Annotated in this window: 10 protein-coding genes; 1 reads left to right on the top strand and 9 read right to left on the bottom strand. The window is 37.7% G+C overall.

Annotated features, from left to right (window positions below):
* Nucleotides 1-8: 8 nt before the first annotated feature.
* From BWD42_RS21980 to BWD42_RS21945, 8 genes are all read right to left on the bottom strand, one after another.
* Nucleotides 9-3,179 (bottom strand): SusC/RagA family TonB-linked outer membrane protein, encoded by a 3,171-nt coding sequence (locus BWD42_RS21980; protein ID WP_077438562.1) that lies wholly within the window; start codon nucleotides 3,177-3,179, stop codon nucleotides 9-11.
* Nucleotides 3,180-3,899: 720 nt separating this feature from the next.
* Entirely contained in the window at nucleotides 3,900-4,589 is a 690-nt protein-coding gene (locus tag BWD42_RS21975) for an energy transducer TonB (RefSeq protein ID WP_077438561.1), read from the bottom strand.
* Between the two features lie 115 nt (nucleotides 4,590-4,704).
* The gene (locus tag BWD42_RS21970) at nucleotides 4,705-5,637 is read right to left on the bottom strand and encodes a DUF1735 domain-containing protein (RefSeq protein ID WP_077438560.1); all 933 of its coding nucleotides are present in this window, start codon (nucleotides 5,635-5,637) and stop codon (nucleotides 4,705-4,707) included.
* A 10-nt stretch (nucleotides 5,638-5,647) separates the two neighbouring features.
* A complete protein-coding gene (locus BWD42_RS21965; protein WP_077438559.1) occupies nucleotides 5,648-7,234 on the bottom strand; it encodes a SusD/RagB family nutrient-binding outer membrane lipoprotein in 1,587 nt (528 codons plus the stop codon).
* Between the two features lie 10 nt (nucleotides 7,235-7,244).
* On the bottom strand, nucleotides 7,245-10,382 hold the full coding sequence (locus tag BWD42_RS21960; RefSeq protein ID WP_077438558.1) for a SusC/RagA family TonB-linked outer membrane protein: 3,138 nt from the start codon (nucleotides 10,380-10,382) through the stop codon (nucleotides 7,245-7,247).
* A 564-nt stretch (nucleotides 10,383-10,946) separates the two neighbouring features.
* Nucleotides 10,947-12,542, bottom strand: a complete 1,596-nt coding sequence (locus tag BWD42_RS21955) for a SusD/RagB family nutrient-binding outer membrane lipoprotein (RefSeq protein WP_077438557.1) — start codon at nucleotides 12,540-12,542, stop codon at nucleotides 10,947-10,949.
* A gap of 15 nt (nucleotides 12,543-12,557) precedes the next feature.
* Nucleotides 12,558-15,749 carry a SusC/RagA family TonB-linked outer membrane protein gene (locus BWD42_RS21950; RefSeq protein WP_077438556.1) on the bottom strand — a complete coding sequence of 1,064 codons (3,192 nt, stop codon included), beginning with the start codon at nucleotides 15,747-15,749 and terminating at the stop codon, nucleotides 12,558-12,560.
* 592 nt (nucleotides 15,750-16,341) lie between these two features.
* On the bottom strand, nucleotides 16,342-16,533 hold the full coding sequence (locus tag BWD42_RS21945) for a hypothetical protein (protein ID WP_077438555.1): 192 nt from the start codon (nucleotides 16,531-16,533) through the stop codon (nucleotides 16,342-16,344).
* A 494-nt stretch (nucleotides 16,534-17,027) separates the two neighbouring features.
* Here BWD42_RS21945 and BWD42_RS21940 point away from each other — a divergent pair, with 494 nt between their 5' ends.
* Nucleotides 17,028-18,245 carry a hypothetical protein gene (locus BWD42_RS21940; protein ID WP_077438554.1) on the top strand — a complete coding sequence of 406 codons (1,218 nt, stop codon included), beginning with the start codon at nucleotides 17,028-17,030 and terminating at the stop codon, nucleotides 18,243-18,245.
* A gap of 62 nt (nucleotides 18,246-18,307) precedes the next feature.
* Here BWD42_RS21940 and BWD42_RS21935 read toward each other — a convergent pair whose 3' ends face one another.
* Nucleotides 18,308-19,768: a SusD/RagB family nutrient-binding outer membrane lipoprotein gene (locus BWD42_RS21935; protein WP_254846302.1), complete on the bottom strand. Its 1,461-nt coding sequence runs from the start codon at nucleotides 19,766-19,768 to the stop codon at nucleotides 18,308-18,310.
* Between the last annotated feature and the right edge of the window lie 11 nt (nucleotides 19,769-19,779).

The following is a 19,779-nucleotide window of genomic DNA, read 5'->3' as shown; positions in this document are numbered from 1 at the left end:
GATTTAGATTATTGAAGTGTAAGACTTAAACCGAATGTATAAGTTCTTGGTTGTGGAACTGCACGGCTATCTACGCCAACTGCAATATTTGAATTATTTCTATTTGAGTTTACCTCAGGATCTTGCCCACTGTAACTGGTAATTACAAACGCATTGTATACTTGACCATACAGCCTTAAAGATCTAATTCCTGCATTATTAAGCTTATTACCGCCAAACGTATATCCTAAACTAATTGTTCTTGCACGAAGGAAATCTCCCTTTTCAAGAAATCTATCTGACGCTTGATTCGCTGTATTATCGGTTAGAAATAGACGAGGAACATCTGTTTTTTGACCAGGTGTTGTCCAACGATCTAAAATTTCGGTACTGTTATTTAAGAAATTATTCGTCAATAAATTAGCCCTGGTTGAGTTATATATATAGTACCCACCAGTATATACCAAAGAAATTCCCATATCAAAATTCTTATATCGGAAATTATTATCTAAACCTCCATAAAATTTAGGAATACCACTCTTACCAGTATAGACAGCATCATTCGCAGTGATTCCTGTCGTTACTGTTCCATCATCCAAGGTCCATCTTTGGGCAGTTGCTACTGAAGGATTATATGTCTTACGTACGCCGTCTTTTGAATACCACATTGGATTACCTGTTTGTTCATCGACACCTGCCCATTGAAGTAATTTAAACTCTCCTAGTCTACGTCCAACACTGGCTACAGAATTTCCTGAAGGAATATCAGCATTAGCAGTTATAAGCTCGTTGACTCGATTCTTTATTGCTGTAAAATTTAATGAGGTATTCCATGTGAAATTTTCAGTTTTCACAGTCTCCATGTTAAATGTAAATTCAAGACCTCTATTGTACATTGATCCGATATTAGTGTAGATAGATCCTCTAGGAACTCCCACAGTATACAGCGGCGAAGCGTCTAAAACTAACCCCGAAATATCGTTATTAAAATAGTCAATTACGAAGCCATATTTACCATTATCAACTTTAAAGTCTACCCCGATATCAAACTTTTTGGTCGTTTCCCACTGCAAATTAGCATTTCCTAATTGATAAGCAGAAAATCCATTTTCACTTGCGTAAGCACCACCAGCATATAAAGTTCTAGCTGCATATGGGTCAATACCTCTAGAATTACCAACTTTACCAAAACTTCCTTTTACTTTGAAGTAAGATAGCCAATCTATTGATTTCATAAAATCTTCTTCGGATGCTACCCAACCTGCTGATATTGAAGGAAAATATCCCCATTTTGAATTTACTCCAAACGCAGAATATGCATCTGCACGAAATGCTGCTTCAAGTAAATATTTTCCATTATAAGAATAACCTAATCTCCCGAAATATGATTCTAATCCGGTAGAAAATAAACCTCCGCCTGACAACAACATTACATCCTCTGTTCCAGGCACAGTACCAGTATAAGTATTATCCAATATATCTGTAAAATACGGATCACTCACATTCGACGCTCCTGCGTAAGTTAATTTTTGTTTGGCATAATTATATTCAGCACCAGCTGTGGCAGAAATACGATGAGATCCATTTATCGTCTTATCATAATTCACATAGTTTTGCCAAACCCAAAGATTGTTATCTCTATAATAATCCTGAATTAATCCGTTATAGGCATATCCTAATCCACCTACAGCTGGATGGCTATATTGATGTTCATAGTTGCGCAAATAATCTATGCCAAACTTGGAGGTAAATTTAAGGCCTTCCAATAAAGTAATTTCACCATAAATATTCGCTAAAAATTGCTCCGGCGTATTTTGATTTAATTGAAGATTTGTAGTTGCTAATGGATTGGCAATGTTTCCAGTGATACCAGCACCATTAATAACTGTCATGTTATTTCCTAGACCTAAATAGCCAGTACCATTTAAATTATAACCAAAATCGTTTTTAGGATTATAAGGTGAAACGATAGGAAAAGCATTCAATCCCGCTACAGTTGCCCCACTTATATAACGATCGGTTAATATTCCATTATTTTTAGTTTTTGCGTAAGATAACGAAACACCAGTCTTAAACCAGCTATTAGCCTTTAAATCAAGATTCATTCTAGCTTGACCAGTTTTGATATCGTTTCCTATCAAAATACCTCTTTGATCGTTATATCGAGCTGAAGCAAAATAATTAACACTCTCGGATCCTCCTGAAACTGACATCGAGTTATCAAATCCGGTTCCCTGTCTATAAATCTCATCCAACCAATTTGTACGATCGTTTACTCCGTCACCATTTAAATCACTTTCTTTTGCGATTACATTTGTTACCCCGCCAAATCTAGGAGCGCCGTTCGCAGCCTTTTCATTGTTGATTTGAATAAATTGATCTCCATTTAAAAGGGAAACTAAATTAGAAGCTCTACTTGAAATGAATTTAGAATCAAAAGTGACAGAGTTAAACCCTTTCTTACCACGTTTAGTAGTAATCATAACAACACCATTTGCTGCACGGGAACCATATAAAACTGATGCACCTGCATCTTTTAATACCTCAATAGACTCAATATCATTACTATTAATCATTGAGAGTGGATTAAAGCGAGTTCCATCACCACTATTTAATTCACTTACATTTTCAACCGTATTCATAGGAACACCGTCAATGACATAAAGTGGCAATGAGCTTGACGAAATAGAGTTTACACCGCGAATACGAACAGAAATTCCGTCTCCTAATGTACCTCCCGTCGAACCAATCTGAACACCGGCAACCTTACCTGATAATGCTTGATCGAAACTGACGTTGGATTCGGCAGCTAATGCCGTACCCTTAACTGTAGATTGAGAACCGATAACGTCTTTGATTTGACGAACCCCATAACCTGTAACAACAACTTCTTCTAACTCATTGTCATTACTATCGAGTGAAATATTGAAAGCAGATTGTCTTTCTTTAACAATCAAAGTCTTATCTGAAAATCCAACCGAACGGAAGACAATAACTTTCCCTATTGGCACAGATAGCGAATAGTTACCATTCTCATCTGTTTGGGTAGCTACGGTTGATCCTTGCACTGTAATGGTTACACCGACCAATGGTTTACCATCAGCTCCAGTTACACGACCACTTACTTTCTTCTCCTGCGCGAACGCGACTGAAGTCAGGATCATACTACCCACGAAAAAACTGAGTAATTTGTGTTTCATATATGTGTTTTATTTAAAATTAGTAAGTTTACTTTCTAAAAAATTTGGTCAGCACGATGTAGCCTTTCCATAATTAATATATGCTAGTTAGTAGTACATTTTACAAAAATTAGCCAAGCCAATTAGTAAAAAATGTTAAATACAAATTTATAACTTTTTTTAACATTTGCAATGTATGCATAATTTTAACATAAAATTTAAATATCAATACAACCGCAAGTTCCTGATATTAAGTATATTAAATTAACTGTATTTTGTAAACAGATAGACACTTTAAAGAAAGTAAATGCATCGTATGTAAAATAGAAGATACAAGAAGTACCTTAAGAAATGTTCTATTATGTAAGTTTCGAAAAATTAACCGGTTGTAGTGGAAGCTTCTCAATGCGGGAGTTTGAATTCGTCGATAGCAAATTTGTTTTTATTAGCTTATAACTTATAAAAACTGTCAAGCAGATGGTTAGCAAGGGAAACTAGGTAAAAAATACTTTAACAAAAGAACCAAGCTGGGTTTATGTTAAAATAGCTATACCGTACTACATTTAATCAAAGACGATAAATAGAGTTTAGGCAAAAAAAAGAGTCTTGTTCCACAAACGAAAAAACACGTAAATAAAGAGAAGGCGCCTATCATAGTGCCTCCAAAAAATTAGCTACTTTTTTTTGGAGATAACCTATGTTTAGGCGCCTTCTATGCTGTAAAATTAAACTATTTCCCTTTTAAATGTGTGTTCTAAATTGTTTAAGATTTAGTTTAAGTGGTATTACAACAGAGGAACGAACAGCTCTTCCATTTTGGCTAGCTGGCTTCCATCTACCAGACTTATTGAGCGCTCTCTGCACACTTGTTAAAATACCATAACCTGGGTCATTCTTTAATTTAACCGATGTTATTTTCCCATCTTCCTTTACCACAAAATTTATCTCATAATCTCCCGATATCCCTGCTTTTATTGCTTCTGGGGGATATTGAAAGTTGTTATATAATTTTTCCATAAACACCTCCATTCCTTCCACTGGGTCCGCTTTTTTTGTCACCGATGAAGACTCAGAGTCTTTAAAACTTAAAACTCTATAGGGAAATCGCACCCATGAAGCGACAATCGCTCCTCCCTTTTGGGCTGGGGCCCAATCGCCGCTCCTCTTTAAAATATCTATCAAGCGTAAAGCAATTCCATCGCCCAAATCACGCACGACGTCTATTGAATCTATTTTTCCATTTTCATTTATTCGAAAATCGAGAATAACCTCGCCTGCTATATCCTTTTGCATTTCCGCATCGGTCAATTTCAGCTCGCTATTGATCTTTTTAACAAATTGCTCCTGTCCCATCTTCGGGGTAGCGCCCCTTTCCTGACCAAATCCATACGTAAAGCCAAGCAGAGAAATTAATGTATAAAAGAGTTTCATAAGATAACAGTTTATAAACAATGAACAAATATAGACAACCCTTAACGATTCTTAAAACATAAAAATCTAAAGGCTATCAATATGATAGCCTTTAGATTTTTAAAAAATTACCCTTTTAAGGTCGAGCCGAATCAAATTTAATCTGAAGATCTAATATCTCCCGTTTATTTGTTGTTTGTGCCCAATCGAAATTCAAGGTAAAAGTTTTTGTAGCTGGATCATATTTATTCACCTTACCAGCGATATTTTTCAATGTCGGCCCACCAATAGAGAACATGGTTACCTCATTTGTTGTTGGGTTTACGGTAGCACGGAGATTATCGATACCCGCAATACCTGAAGTTCCACCTGCCCATCTCATATTTGTAATTTCCACTGTATTTGCATCAATGGATTTAAGCGTAACATTTGGATTTCCAGCTAAACTTCCGTTTAAAGCGTCTCCCGAATTTAAAACACCTCCTGTGTAACGTTGCACTACACCTTTCTCAACGGTATAAATACCGTCATATAAGTTTTTCGGTACTATACCCAAGACAATAGCGCCAAAATTGCCAGAAATTGTTCCTTCGCTAACCGATTTGATCTTCAAACCCAACGCATAGTTCGCTTTAAAATCAAACTTTTCAGGAAAAAACTTAATATTTAAATTACCTATTTTCTGTCCTTTTGGAATTGTAATTTCATATGAAGACACCGTATAATTACTTGTTTGCAAAGGAACATAAGTTGCATTATTTTGACTGTTATATGCTGTAAGAATACTGTTATCCAATTCGACAGTTATTTTAACATCTGCTTTCGGATTGTAGACACCTGCAATCTGCACTGGCACAGCAAAATCTGTAGTCGGAACCATATCAAACGCTTGTATATAAAGCGGATACCGACTAGAAGTTCCCGATGAAGGTGCTACAAAATTTTTAAATTCAATAATATTCTCAACATTCCCCGCTGCATCAGGTCCAATGATAGCATCGTCCTTCAGACAACCTGTTAGTAAAAACGGTAATAACAATACCGTTATATAATTTATAATCTTTTTCATTTCAAATCATTTATTTTGCCCAAAATAGTTTAGAAGTGTATTTATCCACAACCGGGATATTACCACTATTGTAACTGAATTCACTCGCTGGATAAGGTAGTCTTGCTAGATTTTTATCTGGAGCTGTAGAGCGAGATTCTGTTGAAATAAAGTTGTTCTTAGCATTCCCTGCGACATTCGAACCTGTGATTTTAGGGTATCCAATTCGGCGGTATTCATTATAAGATTCATGACCAAATAAAAAATTCATTGCTATATATTTCTGAGTTATAATAGCCTCTAACTTTTGGTCCTTTGTTGAAGCAGCGGACCAGTCAGCCAAATATTTACCCTCATTTGCAGCAACATAATTTTCTAAATACGTATTTGCATTAGCACCGTTTGCAACTACGTCAGATTCGTTCTTATTCAAATAAATATAAGAAGCTTTGATACCATTTTCAAAATAAGTTTTGGCATCACCACTTAGCAAACCTTCAACAACTGCCTCCGCACCAAGAAAATTCCCCTCGGCACCTAACATGAGAGGTTGACCAGCTGACGGACCTTTGATTGCCCCATAGCCGCGATAGTTAGTTGCGCTTATACTTCCCGAAGCAGGTCGCATTACCCAAGCGGAAGGAGCAACACCTACAGGTGGGTTCGTTGTATTACCCAGCTGGTTTACATTTGTAGAAATACCATTCGCAAAGAATAAACTGGCACGGGCCTCATCCGACAATTTAGAGCCATCGAAGAATGCCATAATGAATGGTGTTGGAATAAATTGTGTTCCCCAGGTTCCAACAGCAGCACCATCAGCTCCGTAAGCCCAAGTATTCCACATTGGGTTTTGTTTTCCCGCAATTTTCGTAAACCCTGGCTGAACAATAACATCATCAGTAATTACGCCAATAGGATCAATTGTCTTATTAGCAAAAGTTGCTTTGCTACCTGCCCGAAGTACTAATCTCAACTTCAATGTGTTCGCAAACTTAGCCCAAGATGTATTATTACCTTTAAAGATAATATCAGATTTTTTAAATACATCAGATGCTTGATTTGCTTTAAAATATGCGACCGCAGCATCCAATTTTTTTGCGAGATCCACATAAATGTCACTTGCTTTGTCATACTTAGGGGTTAAAAATGCCGCCCCCTGTAATGCCTCTGAATAAGGAATATCATTATAAGTATCAACTAGGTTGGCAAAATTATAGGCCATTAATACCACAGCGGCCTGATTGAGATCTTTGTAGTTTGAATTCTCATTTGTATTCTTAACGACGTAATCCAAGTCGGTTAAAGTATTGTAAATTCCACTCCACAAGCCACCAAATGCACTCGTCGCATAATCATAGGTCAATATATCTCCCCAACCGGACACGCCACCTGAAGTGGCATAATATCCGACGAAACGGCCACCGTAGGTATTAAATCCTGGTACTTGTTGTGCAGTGGCTACCATCGCCTGAGGTAATACCAATTCGGGTGTTGAATAAGTAGGTGAGTTGGGATTGGTATTAATATCCAAAGCTTTTTTACAGGATTGAATTGTCGGCACACCAAGCGCGACTGACAATCCCAATATGATGTATTTTTTAATATTTCGTTTCATTTTAGTAAAATTAAAAAGTTAAGCTAACGGAAAATCCTAGATATCTAGAAGGAGGTGTTTGACTTAATCCCGTCAAACCAATTGCATTACCATTAGATGATCCGTTTCCGTCAGAATATTCTGGGTCAGTATAAACGTTAGTGGCTGGTGTCCATAAGAACAAATTACGGCCTTGAGCGCTTACCCGAGCTCTTTTAATCACATTCTGCCCAGCTAACCAAGTCTTTGGAATATTATAGGTTACAGACATTTCCCGTATTTTCCAGAATGCTGCAGAAGTCACATAAGTTTCATCGATATCTCTTCTAACACTTCCCATTGTCCAATAATCTGCCCCACCATCATACACAGTGATATTGGTATTTGCGACATATGATTGCGACGCATCATCCCAATATGAAGAGTTTGGAATAACAAAACGCTCCCTATCATAACCTACTGTATTAATTCCTGAACCGGAAAAATCAAAACTGCCGGCACCTCTATGATAGATGTAGTTTCCTGTACGATATTCAGCACTTGTATAGAATGTCAAGTCTTTCCATGATAAACTCAAATTTAAACCAAGGGTATGTGTTGGCATAGCTGGTCCCATGTTGATTAGATTCTCCGTTTTCGTAGGGTATCCTGTAGTTTTATCTACAATAATTCGACCTTCGGGATCCCTATTATAACCATATCCCATGATTACAGGAAACTTTTCACCCGCGATTGCATATGAGCCTGTACTTCCACCATAGGTTCCTAAGGCCAACTGTGTCAAGCCTGCGCCTACGGCTTCAACTCTATTATCAATATAGGTAAAATTACCGCCTAACGTCAAATCCCAATCTTCAGTTCTGATAGGAGTTACAGTCAATTTGGATTCAATACCTTTACCTGTTGTAATACCGGCATTCACTAAATAATTACTATAGCCAGTCGCCCAAGAAATAATAGCAGGAACAGTGTTATCCGTCGTTCTATTGTTAAAATAAGTTGCATTAGCCGTAATTCGATTATTCCACCATTGCGATTCAAATCCAAATTCAATTGAACGAGTCATTTCAGGTTTCAATCCAGGCTGAACAATCTGATTTCCAATCGTAAACCCACCTACGCCATTGTATGGATAGCCTGCTCCTTGACTGAACGTTGGTACTGTAGCATAAGCACCAAAGGTTGATGTTGTTCCCACGTTAACCTGTCCCACTTTTGACCAGTTTGCAATCAACTTCAAAAAGTTCAAAGGTTCGAAATCCTTTAAACCTTCAATCGCGTCTGTTGCGACAAAAGAGAGTGCAACACCCGGATAGAAAAACGATCTATTTTGAGGATCCAAGATAGAAACCCAATCATTACGTCCGGTAAGGCTCAAGTACAAATAGTTTTTATAGGCCACATCAACTTTTCCAGATAAACCAAAGGTACGTGCAAGGTATGAAGATTGTCCTGCACTTGGATTATTTAATGAGTTACCTAAGTTGTAGATATCAGGTATAACAAGGCCACTCACCGAGGCATTCATACCAGAATATTGGTTCTGCAAAAATTGGAAAAGTAAGGTATAATCAAATTTAAAGTCACCATTGGTATGTGTAGCATGCGAAATAAAATCCGACGCAATGTTTGTAGTGTAATTAAAACCATCGGTAACACCTCCTGTAATGTTATTTGCTTTATATGACCCATGTAGTCCAGCCGCATAAGGTGTAAAAGAATATTTTCCAGTTGTATATTTATAGGACTGATTGGCCGTAGTCAAACCAACGCGGCCAGTAAAATCCAGCCATTCCAATGGTTTGAAACTAAGATCGACATTCCCCATAAAATAGTCGTTTCGAATGTTCTGGCGATTATTTGCTGCAACAAAGTAAGGGTTGTTGTAATACGCATTATAATAACCACTAGGATCCGCAAAAGGATTATTTTTCCAATCTTTATAACTTAATAAAGGGATATGTCCCGGTTGATTCAGTACAGCGTCATATATCGAAGAATTCACCGACGTCTGATCATAGCGATTTTGTGCATAATAGGACGAATAGGAAATATTCAATTTATCATTCAATTCCCGAGACCCGTTTACACGAGCTGCGGCTCTTGTGTATTTATCTCCAGGAACCGTTCCTGTGGAGTTAAGGTATTGGCCAGAAAAGCGGAATGAACTTTTTTCAAGCTTTGACGCAACCGATAAATTCGTCATATTCGTTACCCCTGTTTCCCAGAAAGCATCTTTATCACCATTATAGGAATAAGCGCCATATTGCGTCTGTCCATCTTCGAGAGGGTCCCCAATGAGGACATTCGAACCATCGAATCGAGGACCATATTGTTGGTTCTCATAAGGTAGAAAAATTTGCACGTATTTATCTGCCCCTGATCCAAATAATTTCTGCATTTTAGGCAGAAATACCGAGTTTTCAAAGGTCGTCGTGTTATCTATTGTAACCTCTAAACCTTGAGAAGAAGCTCCTTTTTTAGTCTTGATGATTAATGCACCATTTGAAGCCTGAGACCCATAAAGAGCTGCTGCTGACGCTCCATTCAGTACGGTGATATCTTCGACATCATCAGGATTTAAATTCCCTAACATGGATGAGGGTGAAATCATATTGTCTATTACGATGAGCGCTTGGTTATTTCCCGTTAATGAACGCATACCGCGCAATACAACACGATAATTTGGGTTAACCCCACTACCTACCCCCTGAACGGTCAAACCGGCCACTTTGCCTGTCAGACCCGTAACAATATTAGTAGGTTTGGCTTGTTGTAAATCATCGGCTTTAATGGTCGTCTGGGTTACACCAACAGAGCGACGACTCGCCTGAAGCCCTGCCCCTGTTACCACAACCTCATCTAGTACCGAATCATTATTGCTAAGTTCTACGTTATAAAACCTTGAGCTCGGGGATACTGTGATCGTCTTATCGGAATATCCGACAGAACGAAAGATCAATATCTTTCCAGTTGGCACATTAATAGAATAATTACCGTTTGCATCGGTTTGGGTAGCTTGATTAGTACCTTGAATAACGATGGTTACGCCTGGCAACCCCTCGCCATTTGCACCAGTTACTCGTCCACTAACCTTCTTTTCTTGAGCAAATGCTACCGATGTCAAGATAGCACCACCCAAAAGAAAACTGAGTAGTTTGTGTTTCATATGTTTATGTTTAATTTAAGTATGTTTATTTAGCTCTTGGGGTATAAAAATACCTTGGTTAGAATTTACTTTTCAATCTGTTTAATCTTTTGTCTCTTAGCCGTTAGTTAGTTAGTTAGTTAGTTAGTTAGTTAGTCAATAAGTCAGTCGACCACTTCAGAAGGTCAACTAAAAATATATCGGCATTTAATGTTTTTCAGGTCTCTGCGCTCTTTAATGCGAAGAGAGGCGGCATCACCAAAACTTTGTTAAAAGTGTTAAAGTTTTGTTAAAAACAAATATAAAACTTTGTTTTATATTTGCAACAATAATAATTTAATTTTCGTAGCCGATCCGCTACAAGGATAAAACCAAAAACGTAACAAGCTAATTTACAAAAAAATATAATAAACCATAGCGTCTTTTATGTTGTAACATCATACTTGTAAACTTTAAGCATTTTACAAGAGTAAAAAACATTTGCTTGCTGAAACCGCTATAACTTGTTACAGATAACTCAAAAAAAATACTCCCAGATTATCTGAGAGTATTTCCTTACATATTGATTGCTAGTTTAAGCAACTTTTATTTCGCAAACCATAGCTTTCTGTCAATTTCATCACCGCCAAGTTTAGTGGAAGCCTCCTTCCAATTTTGGCCGTTGAGCGTTTGTTGAGTGACCGGATATCTTACACGTGCCGGAAGATCCTTCGCAATGACGTTGCCTGATTGGAGTGGAGTAAATACATAGGTCGATCCATCGTGAGGGCGTTTGGCTGTTTCGCCTGGCATTAACAACACCTGCGTATCAGGGTAACCAGTTCTCCGATATTCGTTCCATGCTTCATCGGGATTAAAGAACAAAGTCACATACTTCTGCGTAATGACATTTCTTTCATTGGCTACAGGTAGTTTAGCTATAAATTTATCTATAGAATCTTTGGGCACACCGAGGCGATCCATATTTGCTCGCACACCTTTTTCATAGTTAACTTTTGACCAATTGTTATTTTCACTTAATATAAACTCTACTTCAGCATATTCCATAAGAACTTCCCCGCGATTAGCAGACAGAATGTCCTTAGTAAAGAAATTTATATTCTTAGCTTCCTGATAATACGGTTCCACATCTGGCAAAGCATAAGGCACACCTGTATAAACAGCTAAATTGGTAGAATCGCCATAACTATTATTTTTATTGTACTGTAAAAATGTCAACCCCTTAGGTGCGGCTATCTTATAAAGACGGGGGTCAAATCCGAAGTTTGCTGTTTCTCCTTTTAGCAACTGTACAAAAGTACGGTTAGGCCAAAAATCCGTACGTGGTGTACCCGTATAAAACGTTTTCCACAAAGGATTACCTTCAACATCGGTTGAGCCAAACGCATGAATAGCGTTATCTTCATTGGACGTAAAGACACCACTAGCGATAGCATCTTTAATCTCCGCCGTTGCCGCAGGATACACTTTCTTGATTCGGTTTGCTATACGCAGACGCAATGAATTAGCAAATTTTTTCCATTTAGCCGCGTCTCCACCATAAATGTTATCGCCTTGAACGAACCCTGATTCTCCTGTCTTTAACTGAGCGGCGGCTTCCTTTAGTTCTTTTAACAGATCTTTATAGATCTCTTCCTCCGACGCATATACAGGCAGTGGATATTTATTCACGTTCAATGCTTGGAAATTTGGATTTTCTCTCTGCCCGTAAGACCAATAAGGAACAGGTCCAAAATGGCTGACCAAATAGTCAAATGTGTAAGCCAACATAATACGAGCGGAAGCTATTTGATTATCCAAATTACCATTCTGTTCAGACTCTAATTTTCGTTCGGGTGTCTCACAAACATCAATAAGATCTTTAAAAGTATGCGCAGATCTGTACAAATAGGTCCAACCATTAGTAGTCTGATTATCACGATATTGATACTTATCTTCTTCCAGATAATTATTCTGCGCTGAATATTGCATCCAAGGCATCGACATCCTCGCCATTAACCATTCATCGCGCGTAAAATTGATTAAATATCTATTTGCCCCGTTGAACAAGGAATAAGTTGGCACCTTTTCCGGTGCATTCGGGTTTACGTTAATATCAGCAAGATCTTTTGTACAGGAGTTCATGGACAAAGCTGAAATTCCTATGACAGAAGACAACAATATAGCTTTTATATTTTTCATGTTAATATATTCTAGTTAGAATTGTAGTTTTAGATTGAAACCAAAGGTTTTAGAAGCCGGCAAATTTCCACCTTCAAAACCCTGGATATTACCACTACCTGTAGTCGCCATTTCCGGATCAAAGTTTTTATTGGCCAATCCCCAAGCAGCCAGATTTCTTGCAAAAGCTGAAATTGTAGCTCCTTTTAGATGGAATCTTTTAATAAAATCTGATGGCAGATTGTAACCTAGCGTGATTTCTCGTAATTTAATATAATCGGCATCAAAAACATTTTGTGCAGTAGGACCAGCGTAATAGTGTCTGAAATACGCTTTGCCAGTAACATTTTTAGTGTTTTCGTTTACATCAGTAACCACATAAGATCCATCTGGATTAAAAGTGACTTTACCGGTTACTCCAGGAACAACTAGGCCATTTTCCCGCACACCATTAGCTGCTGTTTCTTCCAAAACACCTGTATAATGTCCAAACATATTAGAGATAGAGAAGAACTTTCCTCCTTTCTGCATATCGATCAAAGCTGATAACGTAATTGCTTTGTAAGTAAAAGTATTACGCCAGCCTGCATTGAAATCAGGTAAAATCGACCCTAAATTCTTATTCGGCGTTTTTAAATATAATCCAGAAGTTGGGGAAACAACTTTATTGCCATCGCTATCATAGACGAAATCCGATCCAAAAATCTGTCCATAAGGCTGTCCCGGCTGTGCAATTAATGTCGCATTAAAAGGCGCGGTACCGATTGTTAAAGATTGTATTCCTTCGGCCAATTCCATTACTTTATTCCGATTCCGCGAGAAATTAATGTTGGATGTCCATTCAAAATTCTCCTTTCGTACGGGAACCAAAGTCAGCATAGCCTCTATACCTTTGTTAACTGCCCGACCAGCATTCAATACTCTCGAACTATAACCGGTCTCAGCGCCGGAAGTTACTGCCATAATCAAATCAGTCGTTTCTTCATTATAGTAGGTAACATCAATACCCACTCTATTTTGGAACATCTGTGCTTCCACCCCGAATTCATAAGATCTTTTAGTCTCCGGACGTAACGTTGGGTTCAATTTTGAAAGCCCCTTCAAAAAGTAAGGCGCATCTAGGAACGTAGTTCCTGTAAACACATTATTGAAATATACATCGGCTAAACGGTAGGGGTCAGTATCATTACCGACTTGTGACCATCCAGCACGAAGTTTTCCGAAATTCAACCAAGGTGCTTTCACGACCTGTGAGAAGACAAATGATCCGGTCACTGATGGATAAAAATACGAATTGTTGTTCTCTGGGAGCGTAGAAGACCAGTCATTTCTCCAGCCAAAATCTAAATAGACTAAGTCATTATATCCTGCGGAGAAACTTCCAAATACCGAATTCACACGTTTTTTTGTCCCGAATGTTTCGATTGTTGCTGTTTGCGTACTATTATTGATTGAATACAAGCCTGGTACAATCAAACCACCGGCTGTCGCAGCACTAGACCGATGGGTTGTTGTGTTCCGTCTATTTGCTCCTACAAATGAATTTAAAGAAAATTTATCCCATTTTTTGTCAAAATGCACGCGACCTTCGTAATTCATCTCCATAAACTCCCGAATGGCTTCCGAGAAAGATGATGTAGAAAGGGAGCCCACAGCGACCTGTTCGTTTATTTTCAAGGTATAATTATCACCATAGATATTTCCTGTAGCATACAATCCAGGAGCGATATCGTAACGCAATTCTACATTACCATAAAAACGGTCACGCTGATCTTTGGAAATGTTTTCATTGATTATCCAATAATGGTTATCCGAATAGTTTGGTGTCGGGTCGTTCCATGACTTTATATTCCAGGATTTTTGTGCCCCCGTAATAGTCTTATAGTTCTTAAGGCGAGTGTAATCTAACTGTGTTTGCCCCCATTGAAACATTTTTTGACCGATAGAGTTATCGCCATAACCTTGCTCAGGCCTATTAAAACCATTAGTCCGAATATAATTAATTGTTCCTCTAGCAGTCAGCTTATCTGAAAATTTGTTGTCCAAACTTAGGGCTACAGTTGTGCGTTTTAGGTTACTATTTGGAACAATCCCCGATTGGCTCGTATTTGATAACGACAAACGAGCGGAGGTATTCTCATACGATTTAGCCAATGATAAGGAATTCGTATAAGTGGTACCAGTATTAAAAAATGATCTATAATCATTTTTTGGATAAACCCAAGGACGAGTTTTTAAATAATTATCTGGATCATTGGGATCAAAAGCATCCCAATGCAATACTTCTTGCCCATCCAATTTGGGTCCCCAAGACTCATCCGCAGAATAATCTACCAACTGATATTGTTTACCATTGATGGTTGCGGTATTAAACTCAGGTGTGAATCCACCACCATATAATTTCTGAAGTTTCGGGGTAATACCCAATTGCTCAAAAGCTACACCAGTATTAAAAATGATCTCATCCCGCCCTTTTTTTGCCGTTTTTGTTTTAATAAGCACTACACCATTGGATGCCCGAGCACCGTACAATGCTGATGCCGGTCCTCCTTTTAAAACACTAACGGATTCAATGTCGTCTGGATTAATATCAAAACCGGCATCTCCATAATCACGTCCCCCAGCTCCACGTTCGGCATTTGCACTATTGTAATTAGAGTTGTCCATTGGAATTCCGTCTACCACAATTAGGGGCTTGTTTTCCCCAGTTAAGGAACCTATCCCCCGGAGAACGATACGTGTAGAACCACCCAAACTTGAAGATGGTGCGGAAATCACTGCACCAGCTACATTTCCGGAGAGTGATTGTAATGCATTACCTCCCCTTGCCGCGGATAATACTTCCCCCTTAACTTCTTGGGTCGCATAACCTAGCGATTTTTTATCCCTTGTAATACCCAAAGCCGTTACCACAACCTCATCAAGCGCGTTATCAGAATTATCTAGCATAACGTTAAAAGCGGATTGTCCCTCTTTTACAATTAATGTCTTATCCGCGAAACCGACTGAACGAAAGATAATAACCTTTCCTGTTGGAACAGACAGGGAATAGTTACCATCCGCATCTGTTTGGGTAGCCGTATTCGATCCCTGCACAACGATCGTTACGCCCGCCAATGGTTTTCCATCAGCTCCAGTAACACGACCACTGATTTTTCGTTCTTGCGCGAACGCAACCGATGTCAGGATCATACTACCCACGAAAAAACTGAGTAATTTGTGATTCATATGTTTAGTTTATTAAAAAATTATTTCTAATGAAATATTGGTTAGCACGTTGCTATTTGTAATTTATTTAGTTAGCTGAACATCTTTTGATAAACGATCTTATGTTAAAAAATGTTAAGACAAATATTAAAATATAATTCTACTTTTACAATGCTAACATAACAATTTTAAAAAACCACGCTAATTTTACTCACAACAGACACAAAATCAATTAATTAAATTCTAACTAAATAATTTCCAATTGTAACAGGATTTATTATTTAAGACAAATAAAAAGGCTTCCTCCGGTATGGAAAGAAGGCAAATCTTAAATAAATACAATTAAACTTAATTACAGCGGTATTTGGTAAAACAGCTGGGTATATATCACATTTCCATTCTTTTCTGAACGATAGTTTATCTATCAAGGCTTGGCCAGCTTTTTATCGATTTTGAATTGTGGATCGCGTTTACTGGTAATTTCAGATAGCTGTACTTTTGAGTAGAGCTAGGTGTTTATTAAAACAAATGGAGCATTTGACACCAAAGATTGCAACAAAAAAAGCGGTCTCTTTCGAGACCGCTTTCCATTTTATAAGTTTAGATCGATAGACTAGCGCTTACCGCCTGCCCACCAAACATTTTCAGTGTACACATATTGTCCATCACCGTATGCTGCTTGGACATTCGGATTAGTCGTTGTGTCATCATTACCATATGGTAAACGTAATGGGAATTTACCTGGGTTTTTCAATTCAACAAGGTTCTCACCATTCGCTTTCCAACGGCGGATATCGTTATACATTTCTGTTGATTCACCAGACGCACCAAAGAATGCCAATATTTCTGATTCGTAATAACCTTTAAAGAATTCATTTGGAACAAGCCTTCGATTTTCGTGTCAAAATAGTTTGCTGCCGCTGTTGCGGTGATTTTATCTGATTCCCCCCCTTTAGTTGCACCTTTAACAGAGCAGAATTTAAACTTGCGTTAGTAGATTTCTTCGCATTAGCAATAGGCCACTTTCGATAGTGGTTCAACTTCAACAGTCCATTCGTCTAAAAGCTTATAAAGAGCTTCCATTTTAATCTCATATCGTCCTATGAGACTCCAAAATTATAGACAAAAGGTGTAAAATCCTCATATATCTTCCAAATTAAAACACTAAAGCTCAAATAAATACACCTATTAGAAAATTAAACATCTTCTATAACACCTATTTACAATAATTTTAAATAAAAACATACATTAAAATCACAAATATTTATATATTAGAAAAATTATAAAACAAAAAAATATATGAAGAAAATTAAACTAGTCGCAATTTTATTATCATTATTACCCATTCTTTCCTGTGTAAAGAATGGAAGCATGGATAAGTTGGATTCAAATCTGGATCAAACTAAAACATCTTTAAAAGCCGCCAATATACCTACTACCAATGGGTCACAAGGCTTAGGCGGTTTTATTGATAATAAGCAAATTACTTTGGATGAAATGAAAGCCAATATTTTCTATGTCAGCATGGGAAATATGTCCAAGGGAAATAACGACACATCCGTAAATATAAACTTAGACAAATATTCTGGTGCTAACGGCGTTATCAAAGGAGATTTTCAGAAAGGAAATGAATATACGATCTCAATACCAGTAGATATTGTTGGCGTTGATAAAAGTGGCTTTATATCCGCAAGTAGCAAATCTTACTTTCCAGAAATAAAATTTTTCACATTAAAAAACATTTCTGGAGCTACTTTAGTCTCAGATATTGACGTATCAAAAAAAGGAAATGAAGATGTTGAGACTAGATGGTACAAACAAGGCCCTCTCGACATTAACCGTAGACAGTCAGCAACACTCACATTGAAATTTACACCCGATAAATGTTTTAAATACATCGGTTTCACTACTAGCAATAATTTAGACGAGAAAGTCAGCATCCATATAAAATATAGTACAATAAGTGTAACACCGTTAATGTACTTAGATGGCGAGCCTGAAATGTGTCTGGGCTCAACCCAAACTATATCGTACAAAACAAAATCTGGTTATACCATCAATGAACCCGTATATTGGTATGTAAAAGGAGACTTACAAATTGTTGGGAATAGCCACGGTCCAAATGTCACAATAAAAAGTATAGGATCAAGCGGTGGTACTGTAGGCTACAGCAGTTGCTCGAACAATAGTCCAAAAGGAATTGAATCAAAAATAACTACTCGCAGCTCAGAAGAGGTAAAAATATCTGGCAATACATTTGTGTATAGCGGAAATTCTTCTCAATACAATTTATATAATGCTAAAGATGTTGTATCTCAGTCCTGGTCAGTTGATGGCGGCAGACTTATATCGGATAAAAATTCTCGTTCAGTGGAGATAGAAGCAGACTCTTTCCCCGCAGGTGCTTATGATGGTTTAATGATTATTAGATGTACAATAACTGATAAATGCGGAATAACAAAAACAGTATCAAAAAACATAAAAATAAGAGCATGTTCTGATTGTCCCAATATATAAAAAATAAGAGCGGCAATTTCTTTCGAAATTGCCGCTTTTATAAGCATATATAATCTAAAAAATTACTTAACGTCCCACCATACAGGCGTATAGATAACAACGTTACCTGGATAATTTACGTTTGAAGTAGCTTCGCTGTTGGCATAAGGCATACGCAACGGCATTCTTCCTGCACCTAAAGTTGATGCAATAGAAGTTGTGAAGAAAGTTGGATAACCTGTTCTTCTCCACTCAGTCCAAGATTCAAAACCTTGAAAACCACACATTGCATAATATTTTTGTGTGATAATAGCTTTGACTTTTGCCTCTGCATCACCTGTGAATTTCGCATCCGGAGCTTCTGTAATATATTTAGCAGCATCATTAGCGTTACCGGTAGCTTCAAAGCTTGTCGTGATACCAGATTCAAATAATGCTTTCGCATCACCTGTACCCCAACCTTTTACTACTGCCTCAGCCTGCAAAAATTTACTTTCAGCAGCTGATAACAATTTCACTGGCGCCGTCGCTGATGTAGGATCTACAGCGCGACCGCCAACAAGTGCCGAAGGAGAAGAAACTAATTTCGCTGAATTTGCGCTAAAATCACCTTGAAGGATAAATGCAATTGTATCTTGTCCGCTCAATTTGTTGTACAAATTGAATCTTCTTGGGTCATTGTTTCTCACAAACGCCTTAACTGCGGTTCCACTAGCCACAACATTTTGGGTTTTACCTAATCCTACCATCTCATTATAGAATGGGTTTTCGTTACCACCTGTTGTTGTATAAGCTATTGAAGCATCTTGATCCAAAAATTTAGCGTTTTTTGCATAAAGCGCTTTAATACCTGCGGCAGCTTTATTCGCATCCACATTTGAAATACGTAAATATGCTCTCAACTTCAATGTATTTGCAAAAGCTTTCCATTTATCCAAGTCACCATTGAAAATCATATCTTGAGTTGAAACAGGTACTGCTTGCGGTGTTGCTAACAATGCCAAACCTTTATCGATATAATTGAAAACTGAATCGTAAACAACCGCTTGAGCTTCGTATTTAGGATTAAGGTTTCCATTCGCCTTTAGTGCCTCTGACAATGGAATATCTCCAAAGGCATCTGTTGCTACTTGAAATGTATACGCTTTCAACAAATAGGCAATACCTTTGTAATTGTCATTCGCCGCCACATTTGAATTAATGATCAATTCCGCATTATTCAATGCGCTACGATACAAAATCAACCATGATCTATCCATCGCAGTATTCAATACTTGATACCTGTCGATAGAGCGGTATTGAGAAGATGTAGGATTTTGTGTCCAATATTGTCCCCAGATATTACCATATACCTGAAAACTGTTACCTACTACTTGACTGATGGCAGCTTCCACTGTAGGTAATAATAAACTAGGGGTAGCTGTCTCTGGATTGTTTGGATTTTCGTTCACATCCAAAAATTTATTACAGCTAGTCAGTCCTAGTGTGCCAACTAAAGCTAAAACTAAAAGCTTCTTAGCATTTTTAAAATTTATAGTTTTCATACTTTACTTGC

It is taken from the genome of Sphingobacterium sp. CZ-UAM (assembly GCF_002000245.1).
Taxonomy (GTDB): Bacteria; Bacteroidota; Bacteroidia; order Sphingobacteriales; family Sphingobacteriaceae; genus Sphingobacterium.
Note: the sequence above shows the minus strand (reverse complement) of the source record. Positions and strands in the feature narration are given on the sequence as shown.